We start from the raw sequence: 19427 nt of genomic DNA on the forward strand, positions 1-19427 counted from the left end.
GAGAGGGCTTGCTCCGGATGGCGGTTTAAGGCGCGTCTCAGAACATCGGCCGAGCCGAAGCAATCGCGACCACCACCAACCCCACGATCAGGTTAATGCCCACCAACTTGCGAATCTGCCCCAGTGCAGCCGCACCCGCCGGCCAATCCTCAGCCGCCACCGCTGTGCGCAATTCAGGGAGCTTCAACGCCTGGATGCGGATAAACAGCGCGGTCATCACCACATACAACCCCATCATCACCTGCACGTAACGCGGTGCGGTTTCAAACCCGCTGAAGCGCAGTTGCAACAGGCCGACACCGCTGATCGGCAAAACCAGCACCGCCACCCAGACCCACACGAAAAAACGTTGAAACACATTTACCCACAGCTTGAGCCGGGCAGGGCCCTCAAGCGCCGCCACAGCGGCGGGGCGCAGGATCATCCAGGCGAAAAACATGCCGCCGACCCAGATCAGGGCGGCCAATACATGCAGGGTGTAAACGAGGCTGAACACGGTCATTGCGGTACTCCGTTCTGCGCGGGATTAATTAGCGAGGTATGATAGCTGCCGATCCGAACCACTGAAAATTTATCCAGCGTTTTTGCGCCCGACTATCCATGATCAGCACTGAACTCAAAACCACGATCCAGGGCGCCTATTCGCGTTTTCTCGAAGCCAAGAGCTTGAAACCGCGCTACGGCCAACGCCTGATGATCGCCGAAGTGGCGAAGGTCCTCGGGGATATCGACACCGACGACGAAGGCCGGCGCAGCGGCGACCCTGCGATCGTGGCCGTCGAGGCCGGCACCGGCACCGGCAAGACCGTGGCCTACAGCATTGCGGCGATTCCCACCGCCAAGGCCGCCGGCAAGCGCTTGGTGATTGCTACCGCCACCGTCGCCCTGCAGGAGCAGATCGTCTACAAAGACCTGCCCGACCTGATGCGCAACAGCGGCCTGAACTTCACCTTCGCCCTGGCCAAGGGCCGCGGCCGCTATATGTGCCTGTCCAAGCTCGACGTGCTGCTGCAGGAAGGCCACGCGCAAACCGCCACGGCGTCGCTGTTTGAAGAAGAAGGCTTCAAGATCGAAGTCGATGAAGTCAGCCAAAAACTGTTTACCAGCATGATCGAGAAACTGGCCGGCAATAAATGGGACGGCGACCGCGACAGCTGGCCCACCGCCCTGGAAGACGCCGATTGGGCGCGCCTGACCACCGACCACAGCCAATGCACCAACCGTCATTGCCCCAATTTCGGCCAGTGCGCCTTCTATAAGGCGCGCGAAGGCATGGGTAAGGTCGACGTGATCGTCACCAACCACGACATGGTCCTGGCCGACCTGGCACTGGGCGGCGGCGCCGTGCTGCCGGACCCGCGCGACACCCTTTACGTATTCGACGAAGGCCACCACCTGCCCGACAAGGCCATCGGCCACTTCGCCCACTACACGCGCTTGCGCTCCACCGCCGACTGGTTGGAGACCACCGCCAAGAACCTCACCAAACTGCTGGCCCAGCATCCGCTGCCCGGCGACCTGGGCAAGCTGATCGAGCAGGTACCGGAGCTGGCGCGGGAGATCAAGACCCAGCAGCAGTTCATGTTCAGCGCCTGCGAGCAGGTCGCCGACTTCAAGCCCGGCGAAGACGTCGAAGGCCGCGAGCGCCCGCGCCATCGCTTTGTCGGTGGACTGATTCCCGAGCACATGCGCGAAATGGGCGTCGAGCTGAAGAAGGGCTTTTCGCGCCTAACCGATCTGTTCACTCGCTTGACCGACCTGCTCAAGGAAGGCATGGACGGCGAGGTCAATATCGGCATCGCCAGTAACCAGGCCGAGGAGTGGTACCCACTGTTCGGCAGCCTGTTGTCCCGTGCCCAGGGCAACTGGGAGTTGTGGACCGCCTTCACCGTCGAAGACCCGGAAGACAACCCGCCCATGGCGCGTTGGCTGACCCTGTCGGAAAGCGGTGCGCTGTTTGACATCGAGGTCAACGCCAGCCCGATCCTCGCGGCGGAAATGTTGCGGCGCAACTTGTGGAACGTGGCCTATGGCTGCCTGGTTACCTCGGCCACACTGACCGCCCTGGGCACCTTCGACCGCTTCCGCATGCGTGCGGGTCTGCCGAAAAAAGCCGTCACCGCCGTGGTGCCGAGCCCGTTCCATCACGCCGATGCCGGCGTGCTGCGCGTCCCCGACCTCAAGGCCGACCCCCGGGATGCGCCGGCCCACACGGCGGCGATCATCCGTGACTTGCCGGAGCTGGTGGAAGGTTCGCGCGGCACACTGGTGCTGTTCTCGTCGCGCAAACAGATGCAGGACGTGTTCGACGGCCTTGACCGCGACTGGCGCAAGCAGGTGTTTATCCAAGGCAACCTGTCCAAGCAGGAAACCCTGAACAAGCACAAGGCGCGGGTCGATGGCGGGGATTCCAGCGTGCTGTTCGGCCTGGCGAGCTTTGCCGAAGGCGTGGACTTACCCGGTGCCTACTGCGAACACGTGGTGATCGCCAAGATCCCGTTCTCGGTGCCGGATGATCCTGTCGAGGCCGCCCTGGCCGAGTGGATCGAAGCGCGCGGTGGCAACCCGTTCATGGAAATCTCGGTGCCGGATGCGTCCCTGAAGCTGGTGCAGGCCTGCGGGCGCTTGCTGCGTACCGAAGAAGACCGGGGCACCATCACCTTGCTCGATCGCCGCCTGGTCACCCAGCGCTATGGCAAGGCTATCTTGAATGCCTTGCCGCCGTTCCGGCGCGAAATTTCTTAAGCCTCAGTGGGCGAATTCGCCCACTTCGTGGTCTATCTCACTGCCTCGCTCTATGTCATCAGGCCATTTATCGGCCGTTTGGGAGAACCTTGCTCGTATGATTCGCACGCTGCCCGCCCTTTTTGCCCTGCTGTTCGCCGCGCCCCTGCTGGCCGCACCCGCCGGGCAACAAACGCTGTTCAACTTCGTCCGGCCTGCCGATGTGGTCAAGGTGGCGACCCAGGACGCCAGCCTGCCGCAATACAACGCCGAACAAACCCCTGAAGGCGAAGTGCTGCGCCGCATCACCTTCAACCCGGCCGCCGAACCGAGCCTGGTGCTCAGCCCGCAGACCGGCGCCTGGGACTGGTCGCAATCCAGCGCCATGAGCCTGCGTATCCAGAGCGCCATGGACTGGGCGCTGACCCTGTACGTCAAGGTGCAGAGCAATGACGGCAAGACCCTGGTCAGCCGCATCGACCTGCCAGCCGGTCCGGCCCAGACCCTGTTGATCCCCCTGCAAGCCAACTCGCCGTTGAGCCAGGGCATGAAGGCCGGCCCGCCGATGCCGATCAGCGTCGACGGCCAGCGCGTGTTGCTGGCCAGCAGCGCCGGGGAAATCGACCGCAGCCAGGTGGTGTCGGTGACCCTGTCGATGATCAAGCCGAATGTCGCCCAAAGCATTCTGCTGGAGCGCTTTGGCGTGCAGGACAGCGAGCCGGTGCTCATGGCAGCCTACGGCGAACTGGTGGACGCCTATGGCCAGTCCACCCGCGCGCGCTGGCCGGAAAAGGTCAGCAGCGACGAGCAACTCAAGGCCGCCGCTGCCAAGGAGCAGCAACAACTCAAGGCTTGGCTGGCCGAGCGGGATAAATCCTCCCTGGACCAGTACGGCGGTTGGAGCAAGGGCCCTGCGTTCGACGCCAGTGGCTTTTTCCGCACCGAAAAGCGCGACGGTCGCTGGTATTTGGTGACGCCGGAGGGGCATCCGTTCTATTCCCTGGGCGTCAACACCGTGGCGTCGGATAACAACCAGACTTATGTGGCGGGCCGTGAATGGATGTTCGCGGCGCTGCCCAAGGCCGGTGAACCCCTCGACAAATACTACGGCAGCGCTGACAACCGCACTGGCAACGGCGCGGGCGAAGGGCGCAGCTTTGGCGCGGGGCGTTGGTACGATTTCTACCGCGCCAACCTGCAGCGCACTTATGACACTGAAGGTTTCGACCAGAAGCGCTGGGTCAGCCACACCCTCGACCGCTTGCAGGCCTGGGGTTTCAACACCGTCGGCAACTGGAGCGCTGCGCAACTGGCCAGCGCGGACCGCGTGCCGTACACCTTGCCGCTGTCGATCGTCGGCGATTACGCCAGCATCAGTACCGGCACCGACTGGTGGGGCGGCATGCCCGACCCGTTCGACCCGCGTTTCGCCATGGCCACCGAGCGCGCCGTGGCCATCGCTGCCCGTGATCACCGTGACGATCCGTGGTTGATCGGCTTCTTTGCCGACAACGAACTGGCATGGGCCGGTCCCGGTGAGGATGCAAAATCCCGCTTCGCCTTGGCCTACGGCACCCTGCGCATGACCACCGACGTACCCGCCAAGCGTGCGTTCCTCAAGCAATTGCGCGACAAATACCGCAACGAAGAAGGCCTGTCGAAAGCCTGGGGCATCCACCTGGCGGGCTGGGAGTTGATGGAAGATCCGGGCTTCGAGCCACCGATGCCCAACCCCGAGCATCCGGAAATCGAAGCCGACTTCAAATACTTCCAGAAGACCTTCGCCGATACCTACTTCAAGACCATCTCCGATGCGCTCAAATGGCACGCGCCCAACCAGTTGCTGCTGGGCGGGCGTTACGCAGTGAGTACTCCGGAAGCGGTGGCGTCCTGTGCGCAGTATTGCGACGTGTTGAGCTTCAACATGTACACCCTCAAACCTCAGGACGGCTATGACTTCGCCGCCTTGCGCGCACTGGACAAGCCGGTGTTGATCACCGAGTTCAACTTCGGCTCGGCTGACCGCGGCCCGTTTTGGGGCGGTGTAACGCAATTGGCCAGGGAAGAGGATCGCGGCGCCGCGTATGCCAACTTCCTCAAGCAGGCTATGGCCGAGCCGTCGATTGTCGGTGTGCACTGGTTCCAGTATCTGGACCAGCCGGTGACCGGTCGCTTGCTGGACGGCGAAAACGGCCATTTCGGTCTGGTCGGTATGACCGATGTGCCGTTCCAGGGTTTTGTCGACAGTGTGCGTAGAAGCAACCTGGCGGCGGTCGACCAACTGGGCAAGGAGGCCGAAAAGGCCAAGGCGGCCCGTGCGGTTCGCGAGCATGGAGGCAGCACGCCGGGGCGTGACGGCAAAGGTGCGGGGCAGGGCGCCGGACATGCCGGTGGGCATTCCGGAAATGGTCATTGATTCAGCGTTGACGGGTTCACAAATCCTACAAGGGCTGGAACAATGTCGGCCACTTTTTACAGCGTTTTCCGAGGGGGCTTAGGTGCAGGTTCAGGGTCATTACGAGCTCCAGTTCGAAGCGGTACGTGAAGCGTTCGCCGCGTTGTTCGATGACCCGCAAGAGCGTGGTGCGGCGCTGTGCATCCAGATCGGCGGGGAAACCGTGGTCGACCTGTGGGCCGGCACCGCCGACAAGGATGGGGCACAAGCGTGGCACAGCGACACCATTGTCAACCTGTTCTCCTGCACCAAAACCTTCACCGCCGTCGCCGCCCTGCAATTGGTGGCCGAAGGCAAGCTGCAACTGGATGCGCCAGTGGCCAACTACTGGCCGGCGTTTGCTGCGGCCGGTAAAGAAGCCATCACCTTGCGCCAGTTGCTCTGCCACCAGGCCGGGTTGCCGGCGATCCGCGAAATGCTGCCCGCCGAAGCGCTGTACGACTGGCCATTGATGGTCGACACCTTGGCGGCCGAAGCCCCGTGGTGGACGCCGGGCCAGGGCCACGGCTACGAGGCGATCACCTATGGCTGGCTGGTCGGGGAATTGCTGCGCCGTGCCGACGGGCGCGGGCCGGGCGAGTCCATCGTGGCGCGGGTTGCACGCCCGTTGGGGCTGGACTTTCATGTGGGCCTGGCGGATGAAGAGTTTTATCGCGTTGCCCATATAGCACGCAGCAAAGGCAACATGGGCGATGAAGCCGCGCAACGCTTATTGCAAGTAATGATGCGAGAACCTGCGGCCATGACGACACGGGCATTTGCCAATCCGCCGTCTATTCTGACCAGCACTAATAAACCGGAGTGGCGGCGTATGCAGCAGCCAGCGGCAAATGGTCACGGTAATGCGCGCAGCCTGGCGGGTTTTTATAGTGGTTTATTGGACGGTAGTTTGCTGGAAAGCGACATGCTCGAACAGTTGACCCGTGAACACAGTATCGGGCCCGATAAAACCTTATTGACCCAAACCCGTTTCGGCCTGGGCTGCATGTTGGATCAACCGCAACTGCCGAATGCGACCTTCGGCCTTGGCCCGCGTGCATTTGGACATCCTGGTGCGGGTGGTTCGGTGGGGTTTGCCGACCCTGAACATGATGTAGCGTTCGGTTTTGCGACTAATACATTGGGGCCCTATGTACTTATGGACCCGCGGGCGCAGAAGTTGGTCAGAATATTGGCCGGTTGTCTGTAAACCCCTTGCTGTTTCACGTTTTTTTGTTACAAAGGCAAGTATAAGAAGGCGCGAAGCGAAATATTGTAACTTTAATGTTCTGGACGCGTCTGTTTAACGGGTCATTCAGACCCCCGGTTTTTTCTCATTTTGTGGATATCTCATGTTATCGAACAAGTCCTTGGCACTGGCGCTGTGCCTCACTATTACTGGCTGCGCACAAACACCACAAAATGATGCCGAGGGCGGGCATTGGTGGTCATTTGGATCTGACAAGGCTGCTACCAAGGACGCAGTGACCCAAACCGACGCCAAACCGGACGCCAAACCCGCCGCCGGGGCCAAGCCTGCCGCGCCGGTAACTGCCGCCGCTAGCGCCAAGCCTGCCGCACCGGTAGCCGCCGCTCCTGCTCCAGCCCCGGTGGTCAAAGCGGATACCGGCTCTAGCTGGTGGCCGTTCTCCTCCAAGAGCACCGACGAAAAGGCCGCCGATGCCAAGGCTGACCTGAAGGCCGACCTTAAGGCTGCAACCCCGGCGCCAGCCGCTGCTCCTGCTGCCCCCGTCATCGCCAAGACCGACTCCGAGACTCACTGGTGGTGGCCGTTCGAAAGCACGTCCAAGCCTAAGCCATTGGCCAAGGTCGACGTGACCAACGTGCCGATGCCCGACCCGAAAATCACCCAAGCCTGGCTGGACGACTATGAGCCGCGCCTGCGCGCCGCCATCAAGGACAGCAACCTGCAACTGGAACGTCGCGACAACGTACTGGTGGTGATTGCCCCGGTAGACGGTTCCTACAACCCGAAACGCCCGACGATGTTGCTGCCGGTTACCTTGGGCCCGTTCACTCGCGTCGCCAAGGCTGTTGAGGCTGACCCGAAGACCGCCGTACTGGTCCTAGGTCACGTTGACTCCACCGGCAGCGCTCCGGCGAGCCAGGCGTTGACCAAAGAGCGCGCGGTGTCAATCGCGTCGATTTTCAGTCTCAGCGGCCTCAAGCAAGACCGTCTGATGTTGCGCGGTATGGGCGACATGATGCCACGTGCCGCCAACGACAGTACCCAGGGCCGTGCGCTGAACCGTCGCATGGAAATTATGTTTACTCAGCGTACAACTATGTTGGCCTTGCTGAGCAAATACAGCTCGGGCAAGACGCCGCCTGTGGCTGAAATGGTTGCAGTGCAGGACGTTCCCGCTCCGGCCGCAGTCGCAAAGGCCCCAGCGAAAAAGGCGGTTGCGAAGAAATCCGCAGCTAAGCCAGCCGCGAAAAAGGCCCCTGCCAAGCCAGCTGCCAAGAAGCCAGCACCGGCCAAAGCCAAGGCCGCTGCACCAGCTGCGAACGACCAGGCAAAAAACTGATCTGTTGAACCAGAAGGATAAAGCCGCATGACCCAGGCATTGGCGGATATGCGCCGTGACTACACACGGGATGGTTTGAGCGAGGCCCAAGCCCCGAGCGAGCCGTTTGCCTTGTTCCATCAATGGTTTGGCGAGGCGGTGAAGACCGAGCAACCGCCGGTGGAGGCCAATGCCATGACCCTGGCCACGGTCGATGAGGACGGTCGCCCGCACTGTCGCATCCTCCTGCTCAAGGGCCTGGATGCACAGGGCTTTACCTTCTTCACCAACTATCAGAGCGCCAAGGGCGATCAGCTCGCGACGCAGCCTTTCGCGGCTATGACCTTTTTCTGGCCGACCCTGGAGCGCCAGGTGCGCATCGAGGGCCGGGTGGTCAAGGTCACGCTCGAAGAGTCGGACGCCTATTTCCAGGTGCGCCCCTTGGGTAGCCGCCTGGGCGCGTGGGCGTCTCCGCAGAGCAAGGTCATCCGTGACCGTGAAGAATTGCACGACTTGCTCAAGGTCACCGAACAGCGTTTTAGCGACACTCAGCCGCACTGTCCCGAGCACTGGGGCGGCTATCGCTTGTTGCCCGAGCGCATCGAGTTCTGGCAAGGCCGCGCTAGCCGCCTGCATGACCGCCTGAACTACCGCTTGCAAGGGGCCGACTGGACCCGTGAGCGTCTGGCACCCTGATCGTCGTCTTTCGTCACCCCACCTGACTGTTGTCCGTCACCCCGAAGCCTCTCTTCAAGAGGCCTCGGGCGTGTACTGCTGCGCCGCGTTTTTCAACCAGGCCGGCAACTCGCGGCGGTTGATCTTCAGGGTGCGGGCTTTTTCCAGTTGTTGCAGCATAAAGGCCCGCTTGTGCAGGTCGCTGCCCGCCAGGGAGAGCGCCAAGTCGCGGTCGATCCAGCGTCGGATGCGCAGGTACAACCAGCCATGGAAATACAAGCCGGCTACGGTAGTGACTACAATGATGAAATAATCCATGAACGTCCTGTTTACAAGATGAGTGCTACCGTTTGTCGGGTCTTCTGGTGCTGGCACTCTGTACTAGGGCTGAATGAAAGCAATTTTCTGCGGGGCTTGCCGTGACAGGCGTCAAGCCTCAGCGTCTAATGAACACCTGTCCTTTGGAGTTGATGCTATGCGTAAGTCCGTTTTACTAGTTGCCTGCTTTACTACCCTGTCGTTGTTGTTGGGTGGCTGCGCCTCGAGTCTGACCGGCGACTCGTACTCCCGTGACGAAGCGCGTCGTGTGCAGACCGTTCGCATGGGGACCATTGAATCCCTGCGTCCGGTGAAAATCGAAGGCACCAAGACCCCAATCGGCGGCGCAGCCGGCGCCGTCATTGGCGGCGTGGGCGGCAGCGCCATCGGTGGCGGCCGTGGCAGTATCGTGACTGCCGTCATCGGCGCCGTCGCCGGCGGCCTGGTGGGTTCGGCCGCCGAAGAAGGCCTGACCCGTACCCAGGGCGTGGAAATCACCGTCCGTGAAGACGACGGCAGCATGCGCGCCTACGTGCAGGCCGTGCAGGAAAATGAAATCTTCCGCATCGGTGATCGCGTGCGCATCATGACCGTTGATGGTACCAGCCGCGTGACTCGCTAAGCGTTAAGCCGCGAGCAAAGAAAAACCCCAGCCGGGTGACCGGCTGGGGTTTTTTGTGTGCGGTGTTTGTGTGAGTCAGGCTTTCTTGCGACTTGCCATCGCCGTCACCGCATAACCGATACACGCCGCGAGTATCGACCCGGTCAGAATCCCCATTCGATCCTCCCCGGCAAACTCACTGGCGCCCGGCACGAACGCCAGGGAACCGACAAACAGGCTCATGGTAAAGCCGATGCCGCACAGGATTGCGACGCCGAACACCTGGCCCCAGTTGGCGCCGCTGGGCAGCGCGGCGAGGCCGGTCTTGATGGCCAGCCAGGTGAGGCCGAATACGCCGATAGTCTTGCCGATCAACAGGCCGGCAGCGATACCCAGGGGCACGTGGTGGGTGAAGCTCTCGAGGCTGACCCCGGTCAGGGATACACCAGCGTTGGCAAACGCGAACAGCGGCAGGATGCAGTAGGCCACCCACGGATGGAGGGCATGTTCGAGCGTCAACAGCGGAGAGGTTTCGGCGTTTTTGGTGCGCAGCGGTATGCAGAACGCCAGGGTCACGCCGGCCAAGGTGGCATGCACGCCACTTTTCAGCACGCAGACCCAGAGGATCAAGCCGATGATCAGGTAAGGCCCGAGCTTGATCACGCCCAGCCGGTTCATCGCAATCAAGGCAATCAAACAGGCGCCCGCGCCCGCCAGGGCTGCGCCGGACAGGTCGCTGGAATAGAACACGGCGATCACGATAATTGCGCCCAGGTCATCGATAATGGCCAGGGTCATCAGGAACAGTTTCAGCGACACTGGCACGCGCTTGCCCAGCAGCGCCAGGACGCCCAACGCGAAGGCGATATCGGTGGCCATGGGGATTGCCCAGCCGGAAAGCGCCGCAGGGTAATCCTTGTTGATTGCCCAGTAGATCAATGCCGGCACCACCATGCCGCCGATCGCCGCAGCGCCTGGCAGGACGACTTGCGAGGGCTTGGACAGGTGGCCGTCGAGCAACTCGCGCTTGACCTCAAGGCCGATCAGCAGGAAGAACAGCGCCATCAGGCCGTCATTGATCCACAACAACGCGGGTTTGGCGATCTTCAACGCGCCAATCTGCGCCACTACGGGCACGTCGAGAAACGCGCTGTAGAGGTGCGACAACGGTGAGTTGTTGACGATCAGCGCCAAGGCGGCTGCGGCGATCAACAACAGACCGCTGGCGGCTTCCAGCTGGAAAAAACGGGTGAACGTGCTACGCAGAGCCAAGGTATGCTCTCCAATCCGGATTCAATAGGTGCGTACCCTAACCCGTACCGTTAGTTGTTAAAACAAAAGTTATATTCTTATTTGTTATAAGAATAGGGCGCGGTCATGGTTGCGCCAGAACCTAGCAATTGTGTGTCTAATTGAGTCGTTACTGTATCTGTGTGTGGCATAGGAAACATCCTAAGATTGCGACTGAAATCCTTAGAGATTCCCTCATGAGCGACCACCGTCCCTGGGCCCGCGAAGCCATTCGTATTATTGAAGCAGACTTCCAGCGCAGCGCCGACACCCACCTGATCCCTTTAGCGCTGCCGGGCTTGCCGGGTATCGAGTTGTACTTCAAGGATGAGTCCAGCCATCCCACTGGCAGCCTGAAACACCGGCTGGCGCGCTCGCTGTTCCTGTATGCGCTGTGCAATGGCTGGCTGAAGCCGGGGGCGCCGGTGATCGAAGCCTCCAGCGGTTCGACGGCGATCTCCGAAGCCTACTTTGCACGCCTGCTCGGCCTGCCGTTTATCGCGGTGATGCCAGCCACCACTTCCAAGGAAAAGATCGCCCAGATCGCCTTCTATGGTGGCAAGAGTCATCTGGTACAAGATCCGACGCAGATCTACGCCGAGTCCGAACGCCTGGCGCAGGAAAGCGGTGGTCACTTCATGGACCAGTTCACCTACGCCGAACGCGCCACCGACTGGCGGGCGAATAACAACATCGCCGAGTCGATCTTCCAGCAGATGCGCTTCGAGCGTCATCCCGAGCCGAGCTGGCTGATTTCCAGCCCCGGCACTGGCGGCACGACCGCGACCCTGGGGCGCTATGTGCGTTATCGCCAGCATTGCACCCGCGTGTTGTGTGCCGATGCCGAGCGCTCGGTGTTCTTTGACTACTACCTGAGCGGCGATGCCGGCTTGCGCCTGGAGTGCGGTTCGCGGATCGAAGGCATTGGCCGACCCCGGGTCGAAGCGTCGTTTTTGCCCAAGGTCATTGATGCGATGGTCAAGGTGCCGGATGCGCTGTCGCTGGCGGCCATGCATTACCTGGCCGAGCGGCTGGGGCGGCGGGTCGGCGGGTCCAGCGGGACCAACTTGATCGGTGCCTTGATGGCGGCGCAGCAGATGAAAGCCGCGGGGGAGTCGGGGTCGATCGTGGCGATCTTGTGTGATGGGGGCGAGCGGTATGCCACCACCTATTACGATCAGGCGTGGCTGGCGGGGCAGGGGTATGAACTGCCGGGGTTGATCGCTGCGGTGGCGGCCAGCGTCGAGCGCGGTGAGCCACTGCCCGATAACGTCCTGCGCGCGAATATCTGACACGCCATAAAAACCAATGTGGGAGCGTGCTTGCTCCCACATCCGCACGGCGGTTTTTTCAGGCCTCGATACCCAACATATCCCGCGCCAACGCCTCGGCAATCCGAATGCCGTCGACACCCGCCGACAGAATCCCACCGGCATAACCGGCGCCTTCACCGGCTGGGAACAGGCCTTTGACGTTCAAGCTCTGCATCGATTCGTTGCGGGTAATCCGCAGTGGCGATGAGGTGCGCGTCTCGATACCGGTCAAGACTGCATCGTGCAGCGAGTAGCCCTTGATCTGCTTCTCGAACGCCGGCAAGGCTTCACGGATCGCTTCGATGGCGAAGTCCGGCAGCGCCAGGGCCAGGTCGCCCATGGACACCCCAGGTTTGTAGGACGGCTCCACGCTGCCGATGGCCGTGGACGGTTTGCCGGCGATGAAATCGCCCACCAGTTGCGCCGGGGCCTCGTAATTGCTGCCACCGAGGATGTAGGCGTGGGATTCCAGGCGCTCCTGCAACTCGATGCCGGCGAGCGGGCCGCCCGGGTAATCGACCTCAGGCGTGATGCCGACCACGATGCCGGAGTTGGCGTTGCGTTCGTTGCGCGAGTACTGGCTCATGCCGTTGGTCACCACGCGATGCAACTCGGAAGTCGCAGCCACCACGGTGCCGCCGGGGCACATGCAGAAGCTGTAGACCGAGCGGCCATTCTTGGCGTGGTAGACCAGTTTGTAGTCGGCGGCGCCAAGTTTCGGGTGCCCGGCGTATTTGCCCAGGCGCGCGGCATCGATCAGCGACTGCGGGTGTTCGATACGGAAACCCACGGAAAACGGCTTGGCTTCCATGTACACACCACGGCCGTGGAGCATGCGGAAGGTATCGCGGGCGCTGTGGCCGAGGGCGAGGATCACGTGCTTGGAGAGGATCTGCTCGCCGCCATCGATGACCACGCCGTTCAGTTGACCGTCTTCGATCAACACGTCGGTCACCCGTTGCTCGAAGCGCACTTCACCGCCCAGGGCGATGATTTGCTCGCGCATGTTTTCCACCACGCCGGTCAGACGGAACGTACCGATGTGCGGCTTGCTGACGTAGAGGATTTCTTCCGGTGCGCCGGCCTTGACGAACTCGTGCAGCACTTTGCGCCCGTGGAATTTCGGGTCTTTGATCTGGCTGTAGAGCTTGCCATCGGAAAAGGTCCCGGCGCCGCCCTCACCGAATTGCACGTTGGACTCCGGGTTGAGCACACTTTTGCGCCACAGGCCCCAGGTGTCCTTGGTGCGCGCGCGCACTTCCTTGCCGCGCTCGAGAATGATCGGCTTGAAGCCCATCTGCGCCAGCAGCAGCCCGGCGAAAATCCCGCACGGTCCAAAACCGACCACGACCGGACGTTCAGCCAGGTCCGCAGGCGCCTGACCCACCACCTTGTAGCTGACGTCCGGCGCCGGGTTGATGTTGCGGTCATCGGCAAACTTGAGCAGCAGGGCTGTTTCACCCTTTACGTTCAAGTCGACGGTGTAGATGAAGCACAGCTCCGACGATTTTTTGCGGGCGTCATAGCTGCGCTTGAACAGGGTGAAATCGAGCAGGTCATCACTGGCGATGCCCAGGCGCTGCACAATGGCGGGCCGCAGGTCTTCTTCGGGATGGTCGATGGGCAGCTTGAGTTCGGTGATTCGTAACATGACAGGGTCCGGTGTGCGGCGTTTGGTGGGGCCGGCGGTTTTGCAAACCGGTGATTATAAGCCCCAACGGCGGGTTTCCGTCATGTTAAAACAACGCAGACACGAATCAATCGTCCCGCGAACCACCGAAGGCCGCGCAGCCACGCTGGACTTGACCGTTGACCCGCAACTCGGCGGTCATGTGTTGCAGGCTGCCGCTGACGCTGTCGACGCACCGCTGCGGGGCTGCCCACAGTTCGATGTGCTGGTTATTGGCTTCGGTCATCAGGTTGAAACGCCCGTCACCCAGTTGTTCCTCGACATAGGGAACCGGCAGCGGTGGCTGGCCTTCGCGCTCCAGCACCATGCCCTTGGCGGTGACGTTCAGCGCCCAGGCCGGCTTGTGGCCGCTGGCGCGCAGGATCGTGCGCTTGAAGTCGGGATCATCGCAAGCCGAGACCGAGCGCTCGACGCGGTACAGCTGTTGCAGTTCCACTTCGCCCTGGGTGCCGGCGGCGACGCCGGAGAACTTGCCGCGCAGGTCGGCAAACAGTGCGCCTTGCTGGCCGGCCAGCGAGGCGGCTTCCTGCAGGATGCTGGTACCGCCGGTATCCTTGACCACGTAGTTGCGCTGGTCGTGGCACGGTTGGAACAACAGCTTGCCTGCGACTGCCGTGAGCTCGCCCTGCATGCGGGTCAACCCGACGGTGGACGGTTTGGCCGGCTCGCTTTCGAACAACTGGCAGGCGGTGAACAGCGGGAGCAAGGCAAACAGCATGAGGGTACGGGCGGCACGCATTATCGGGTCTCCTGACAAGTGCCGCCACGTTACGCAGGCTGGCGGTGCATCACAAGCCCACGTGCGAGCTTCAGGCATTTCTTACAGCCTTGAAGTTCAACCTACGCTAAAGGTTTGACCGGTCTGCAAGCCCTCGACGCTTTTCGCGTAGGCCAACGCCACATCAGCGCCCGGGGCCGGCTTGTACCCGCGAAAGTACGGTGCGTAGCTGCCCATGGCTTCCAACAGCACCGTCGGGCTCACGGAGTTGACGCGCAGGCCCCGTGGCAATTCGATTGCCGCGGCTTTCACAAAGGCATCCAGTGCGCCATTGACCAGTGCCGCCGAGGCACCGGTACGAATCGGGTCGCGGTTGAGAATGCCGCTGGTGAAGGTGAACGAGGCCCCATCGTTGGCGTACTCGCGGCCGATCAGCAGCAGGTTGACCTGGCCCATCAGTTTGTCACGCAGGCCCAGTTCAAAATCGGTTTCGCTCATCTCACCCAGCGCGACGAAATTCACATTGCCTGCCGCGCAGACGAGGGCATCGAACCGACCGGTCTGCTCGAACAGCCGGCGGATCGAGGCGCTGTCGCTGATATCCACCTGGAAGTCGCCGCTGCTGCGACCAATACTGATTACCTCGTGACGCTGCGCCAGTTCCGCCTTGACCGCCGAGCCCACGGTGCCGCTGGCACCAATCAATAGGATTTTCATCGTGCTGTTTCTCCAGTGGGGTAAGTGAGGGGTCAGTCTAGTGTGGCTTTTCAGATGGATAAACGTGCTAATAGGCAACCTTTGGTTTTCAAATGGAAACAATCCATGAGCGAGATGGATGACCTGGCGGCGTTTGCCGTATTGATCGAAGCCGGCAGTTTTACCGTAGCGGCTGAGCAGTTGGGTTGCAGCAAAGGGCAATTGTCCAAGCGCATCAGCCAGTTGGAGGCGGGGTACGCGGTGGTGTTGCTGCACCGCACCACGCGCAAGCTCAGCCTGACGGCTGCCGGCGCGGCGTTGTTGCCCCAGGCGCAGGCGTTGGTGGTGCAGGTCGAACGGGCGCGTCAGGCACTGGCCCGGCTCAAGGACGATTTGGCCGGGCCGGTGCGTATGACGGTTCCGGTGTCATTGGGCGAAACCTTCTTCGATGGCTTGTTGCTGGAGTTTTCCGAGCACTATCCGCAGGTACAGATCGAACTGGAGCTGAACAACAGCTACCGCGACTTGGCGCGGGATGGCTTTGACTTGGGGGTACGCTCGGGTGCCATCGAAAATCAGCGCCTGGTGGCCAAGCCGCTGCTGGCCTGGCACGAGATGACCTGTGCCAGCCCGGCCTACCTGGAGCAGCACGGCGAACCGCTGACCCCGGCTGATCTGGCGTCCCACACCTGCCTGCTCAACAGCCACTACAGCGGCCGCGAGGAGTGGCTGTACCACCAGCAGCACGAACTGCTGCGCGTGCGGGTGAGCGGGACCTTCGCCTCCAACCACTACAACCTGTTGAAAAAGGCCGCCCTGGTGGGCGCCGGTATTGCGCGCCTGCCTTCCTACGTTTTACCGGCGGAACTGGCTGACGGTCGATTGCGTTTGCTCCTGCGGGACTATCAGACGCGGAGCCTGCCGATGTACCTGGTGCATCCCTATCAGGGCGGCTTGCCGCGACGCACCCAGGTGTTGGCCGACTACCTGGTGGACTGGTTCAAGCGCAGCGGCGAAGCCCTCGACCGTCTCTAGCGATAACGGCGGGCAATCCAGTGGTCGATGGACAGGCCGCCCGGGCCCTTGGCTACCAACAGCAGCAGTATGGCCAGCCAGGTGCCGTGGGTGGGGTAGGCGTCGGGGTACACGAACAGTTGAATGGTCAGGGTCATGCCAATCAGCGCCAGGGCCGAGAAGCGCGTGGCGAAGCCCAGCAGGATCAGCACCGGGAAGAAGTGTTCGGCAAATGCCGCCATGTGCGCGGCCACTTCCGGTGACAGCCAGGGCAGCCGGTATTCGCTGCGAAACAGCGGCAGCGTCGAGGCGGCGAGTCGCGGTTCGCCCAGTTGGAAGGTGCCGCTGATCAAGTCGATGGCAAAACCTTCGACTTTGGTTTGCCCGGACTTCCAGAACACTGCCGCTATGGAAAAGCGTGCGAGAAAGGCGATCAAGCTGTAGGGGATTTGTTCGAAAAGCTGGATGGCCCGTTTAATCAGGCCCGGTGATTGAGCGTTCATGGCGATACCTTGTGTTCCAGATGCAGGTGAGTGATTGCGGCTTGGTTGATCAGTAGCGCCAGGCATTGGTGCAGGTCGAACTCGGCCGACGTCTCCAGTGCGTGTGTGAGCGCCTCCTCCAGCACCGCGCCATGGTTCAGGCTGTCGATGAACACCACCGAGCCGCTGTCGATGGCGAACACCTTGACCTCCAGGCCCTGGCGCAACATCAGGGCGCCCTGGGCATGCCAGGGATTTAACGTGGCAATCGCGCCCTCGGTGTGGTGCGCCGCCCACACTGCGACGACGGCGTAGCGGGAGTTCAACGTAGCCAGGGATGGGTGCAATTGCAGGCGCAATGTGCCCAGCTCGGTGTGTGCTTGCAGTTGCTGCAGAACAGCCTGCGGTTCCAGCGCCGGGGCATCCGCCGCGTGATAGGCACGGACCCGCAAGCGTTCCAATCGCGCTACATCCGCCAGGTAAGGCACGCTCGCGGCCGGTTCAAAGCCTTGGATAAAGCTGGAAAATGTAGCGCCGTACGTGCTGATCACCGGGCTGCTGGGCGGGTTCGCCTGTACGTAGCCGCGGGCCATGGCGCGGAAAAACTCATCGCCTACCAGTTGCAACGTCACCGGGTAAGCGCTCGCCAGCGCATTGATCAACGAGCCGTGGACATTGTTGCGATACACGGCAAAGCGGCTGGCCGGGTCGGCGCCGTTACTGCTGAACAGGCCGTCGGGGCAGGCCTGGTCCGGCGCCAGCAGGGCGGCGGCAAAGTCTTCGAGGAGGCTCATGGGCGCACCTGCAACAAATGCCGTTCGGCCTGTTGCGCCTCGGCCAGCAGCACGCTGAAGGCCGGCACCTGGTTATCCCTTTCGATCAACGTCGCCACCGGGCCGGTACGCGCGAGTACCTGCTCGTACAACTGCCAGACGGCGTTATCGATGGGCGCACCGTGATCATCGATCAGCAGGCGCTCGCCCAGGCTGTCGGTGTCTTCGGCAAAGCCTGCCAGATGAATCTCAGCCACGGCGTGCAATGGCAGGGCGTCGATGTAGGCCAACGGGTCACGCTGATGATTGATGCACGACACGTAGACGTTATTGACGTCCAGCAGCAGGCCACAGCCGGTGCGGCGGATGGTTTCGCTGATGAAGTCCGTCTCGTCCAGGGTCGAGCGCTGGAACTGCAGGTAGGTCGATGGATTCTCCAGCAGCATTGGGCGTTTGAGGAAGCTCTGAACCTGATCAACGTGTTCGCACACCCGGTTCAGGCTGTCGACATCGTAGGCCAGCGGCAGCAAGTCGTTGAGAAACACCGGGCCGTGGGTCGACCAGGCCAGGTGTTCGGAAAAGGTGTGGGGTTGATAGCGCTCGATCAGCCTCGCCAGCCGTGCCAGGTGCGCACGGTCCAGCGGGCCTTCGCCGCCGATGGACAGGCCCACGCCGTGCAGCGACAGCGGGTACTGCGCGCGAATCAAACCCAGGTAGTGATGAAACGGGCCGCCGGCCACCATGTAGTTTTCGGCATGCACTTCAAAAAAACCGATATCGGGGCGGGTGTCGAGCACTTCGGCGAAGTGCTCGTGCTTCAGCCCCAGCCCGGCCCGCAGGGGGAGTCCGGGCGCCTGAGCCGCTGAGGGCGTTTGCAGGAACGAAAGCGTCATCATCAGTACTCAGGGTGGGGGCTGTTTCAGGACTTGGCGGTAAAGGCCGCTTCCTGGCCGAAACCGCTCGGCGAGGTGCTGCTTGGGGTTTGGGTGCAGGTGCCAGCCGGGACCAGTTTCCAGGCATTGGCCTGATCCTTGGTTTTGGACGTGCCGGCGCAGGAAGTGCCAGCGCCGGCGGCGCAATCGTTCTTGCCAGCTTCAGCGACGCCGAAGCATTTCTGCATGTCGTCGGCAGCGTGGGCGCTGGTGGTCAGGGCGGACAGGCTCAGCGCGGAACCCAGGGCCAGGACGAGGGAAGCGGCGGACAGCGAACGGGTTTTTACGGTCATGGTGTATCTCCAGCAGTGGGTTGAGTCGGCGGGCATGATTGCCTGCTTGTACCACTAGAGGCTGGACGTTGGAATTCGTTACAAGTCGTTTGAGAAAAATTCTTCAGGGATCACCCGAAACAAATGTGGGAGGGGGCTTGCCCCCGATGACGGTATATCAGTCACATGTTCTGTGCCTGACATGGCGCCATCGGGGGTAAGCCCCCTCCCACATTTGGATCCGGTTCGTCCAGCAACCGCGTGTTAACCGCCGAGGTACGCCTCACGCACCTTAGGATCGGTCAGCAACTGCTCACCCGTGCCCTGCATCACCACCCGGCCGTTTTCCAGCACATAGGCACGGTCAGCGATTTTCAGCGCCTGGTTGGCGTTTTGTTCCACCAGGAACACCGTCACACCGTCCTTGCGCAGTTGTTCGATGATGTCGAAGATCTGCTGGATGATGATCGGTGCCAGGCCCAGGGAGGGTTCGTCGAGCAGCAACAGCTTGGGCTTGCTCATCAGCGCCCGGCCGATGGCGAGCATTTGCTGCTCGCCGCCGGACATGGTGCCGCCGCGCTGGCTGAAGCGTTCCTTGAGCCTGGGGAACAGGTGCAGCACCTTGTCCATCTGCTCCTGGTAGTCGCCCTTGTCGGTGAAGAACCCGCCCATGGCCAGGTTCTCTTCGACGGTCAGGCGCGAAAACACCCGTCGGCCTTCCGGCACCACGGCGATGCTTTTGCGCATGATGTGCGACGACTGCTGGCCCACCAACTCTTCGCCCATGTAGCGGATGCTGCCGCTGTGGGCCTGCGGCGAACCGCAGAGGGTCATCAACAAGGTCGACTTGCCGGCACCGTTGGCGCCGATCAGCGTGACGATCTCACCCTGGCGCACTTCGACGTTGACGCTGTGCAGGGCCTGGATCTTGCCGTAGAAAGTGGAAACGTTTTCGAATTGCAGCATT

At 61.9% G+C, this 19427-nt stretch carries 19 protein-coding genes; 8 read left to right on the plus strand and 11 right to left on the minus strand.

Annotated elements, in window-relative coordinates:
- Positions 1 to 37: 37 nt before the first annotated feature.
- Positions 38 to 502, minus strand: coding sequence for a CopD family protein (locus tag P3S72_RS07855; protein WP_276196877.1), 465 nt, complete (start codon positions 500 to 502; stop codon positions 38 to 40).
- A gap of 98 nt (positions 503 to 600) precedes the next feature.
- On the opposite strand from P3S72_RS07855, the gene dinG reads away from it, so the two are divergent.
- From dinG to pdxH, 5 genes are all read left to right on the plus strand, one after another.
- Complete coding sequence (dinG, locus tag P3S72_RS07860) at positions 601 to 2745, plus strand: ATP-dependent DNA helicase DinG (protein WP_247403958.1); 2145 nt, start codon at positions 601 to 603, stop codon at positions 2743 to 2745.
- A 97-nt stretch (positions 2746 to 2842) separates the two neighbouring features.
- Positions 2843 to 5140, plus strand: coding sequence for a beta-galactosidase (locus tag P3S72_RS07865; protein WP_276196878.1), 2298 nt, complete (start codon positions 2843 to 2845; stop codon positions 5138 to 5140).
- An 82-nt stretch (positions 5141 to 5222) separates the two neighbouring features.
- Positions 5223 to 6368 carry a serine hydrolase domain-containing protein gene (locus P3S72_RS07870; RefSeq protein WP_276196879.1) on the plus strand — a complete coding sequence of 382 codons (1146 nt, stop codon included), beginning with the start codon at positions 5223 to 5225 and terminating at the stop codon, positions 6366 to 6368.
- 142 nt (positions 6369 to 6510) lie between these two features.
- A complete protein-coding gene (locus P3S72_RS07875; RefSeq protein ID WP_276196880.1) occupies positions 6511 to 7707 on the plus strand; it encodes an OmpA family protein in 1197 nt (398 codons plus the stop codon).
- A 27-nt stretch (positions 7708 to 7734) separates the two neighbouring features.
- A complete protein-coding gene (gene pdxH, locus P3S72_RS07880; protein WP_276196881.1) occupies positions 7735 to 8382 on the plus strand; it encodes a pyridoxamine 5'-phosphate oxidase in 648 nt (215 codons plus the stop codon).
- A gap of 54 nt (positions 8383 to 8436) precedes the next feature.
- Here the strand turns inward: pdxH and P3S72_RS07885 are convergent, their stop codons facing one another.
- Positions 8437 to 8679 carry a hypothetical protein gene (locus tag P3S72_RS07885; protein ID WP_276196882.1) on the minus strand — a complete coding sequence of 81 codons (243 nt, stop codon included), beginning with the start codon at positions 8677 to 8679 and terminating at the stop codon, positions 8437 to 8439.
- A gap of 157 nt (positions 8680 to 8836) precedes the next feature.
- On the opposite strand from P3S72_RS07885, the gene P3S72_RS07890 reads away from it, so the two are divergent.
- Complete coding sequence (locus tag P3S72_RS07890; RefSeq protein WP_276196883.1) at positions 8837 to 9301, plus strand: glycine zipper 2TM domain-containing protein; 465 nt, start codon at positions 8837 to 8839, stop codon at positions 9299 to 9301.
- Positions 9302 to 9376: 75 nt separating this feature from the next.
- Here P3S72_RS07890 and nhaA read toward each other — a convergent pair whose 3' ends face one another.
- A complete protein-coding gene (nhaA, locus tag P3S72_RS07895; RefSeq protein WP_276196884.1) occupies positions 9377 to 10552 on the minus strand; it encodes a Na+/H+ antiporter NhaA in 1176 nt (391 codons plus the stop codon).
- 215 nt (positions 10553 to 10767) lie between these two features.
- Here nhaA and P3S72_RS07900 point away from each other — a divergent pair, with 215 nt between their 5' ends.
- Positions 10768 to 11862: a PLP-dependent cysteine synthase family protein gene (locus P3S72_RS07900; RefSeq protein WP_276196885.1), complete on the plus strand. Its 1095-nt coding sequence runs from the start codon at positions 10768 to 10770 to the stop codon at positions 11860 to 11862.
- A 58-nt stretch (positions 11863 to 11920) separates the two neighbouring features.
- Here the strand turns inward: P3S72_RS07900 and P3S72_RS07905 are convergent, their stop codons facing one another.
- The 3 genes from P3S72_RS07905 to P3S72_RS07915 form a co-directional block, all read right to left on the minus strand.
- Positions 11921 to 13534 carry an NAD(P)/FAD-dependent oxidoreductase gene (locus tag P3S72_RS07905; protein WP_276196886.1) on the minus strand — a complete coding sequence of 538 codons (1614 nt, stop codon included), beginning with the start codon at positions 13532 to 13534 and terminating at the stop codon, positions 11921 to 11923.
- 106 nt (positions 13535 to 13640) lie between these two features.
- Entirely contained in the window at positions 13641 to 14312 is a 672-nt protein-coding gene (locus P3S72_RS07910; RefSeq protein ID WP_276196887.1) for a hypothetical protein, read from the minus strand.
- 96 nt (positions 14313 to 14408) lie between these two features.
- Positions 14409 to 15008, minus strand: coding sequence for a short chain dehydrogenase (locus P3S72_RS07915; RefSeq protein WP_276196888.1), 600 nt, complete (start codon positions 15006 to 15008; stop codon positions 14409 to 14411).
- A gap of 105 nt (positions 15009 to 15113) precedes the next feature.
- Between P3S72_RS07915 and P3S72_RS07920 the strand changes: the two genes are divergently transcribed.
- A complete protein-coding gene (locus P3S72_RS07920) occupies positions 15114 to 16022 on the plus strand; it encodes a LysR family transcriptional regulator (RefSeq protein ID WP_276196889.1) in 909 nt (302 codons plus the stop codon).
- Here the strand turns inward: P3S72_RS07920 and P3S72_RS07925 are convergent.
- The 5 genes from P3S72_RS07925 to P3S72_RS07945 form a co-directional block, all read right to left on the minus strand.
- A complete protein-coding gene (locus P3S72_RS07925; protein WP_276196890.1) occupies positions 16019 to 16504 on the minus strand; it encodes a DoxX family protein in 486 nt (161 codons plus the stop codon). The genes P3S72_RS07920 and P3S72_RS07925 overlap by 4 nt on opposite strands.
- Entirely contained in the window at positions 16501 to 17277 is a 777-nt protein-coding gene (locus tag P3S72_RS07930) for a DNA-binding domain-containing protein (RefSeq protein ID WP_276196891.1), read from the minus strand. Before P3S72_RS07930 ends, P3S72_RS07925 begins: the two co-directional genes overlap by 4 nt.
- On the minus strand, positions 17274 to 18152 hold the full coding sequence (locus P3S72_RS07935; RefSeq protein ID WP_276196892.1) for a DUF692 domain-containing protein: 879 nt from the start codon (positions 18150 to 18152) through the stop codon (positions 17274 to 17276). Before P3S72_RS07935 ends, P3S72_RS07930 begins: the two co-directional genes overlap by 4 nt.
- A 23-nt stretch (positions 18153 to 18175) precedes the next feature.
- Positions 18176 to 18481, minus strand: coding sequence for a DUF2282 domain-containing protein (locus P3S72_RS07940; protein WP_276196893.1), 306 nt, complete (start codon positions 18479 to 18481; stop codon positions 18176 to 18178).
- Positions 18482 to 18724: 243 nt separating this feature from the next.
- Positions 18725 to 19426: an ABC transporter ATP-binding protein gene (locus P3S72_RS07945; protein WP_017844798.1), complete on the minus strand. Its 702-nt coding sequence runs from the start codon at positions 19424 to 19426 to the stop codon at positions 18725 to 18727.
- Between the last annotated feature and the right edge of the window lies 1 nt (position 19427).

The sequence above is a fragment of the Pseudomonas sp. D3 genome (genome assembly GCF_029320995.1).
GTDB classification, from domain to species: Bacteria; Pseudomonadota; Gammaproteobacteria; order Pseudomonadales; family Pseudomonadaceae; genus Aquipseudomonas; species Aquipseudomonas paraveronii.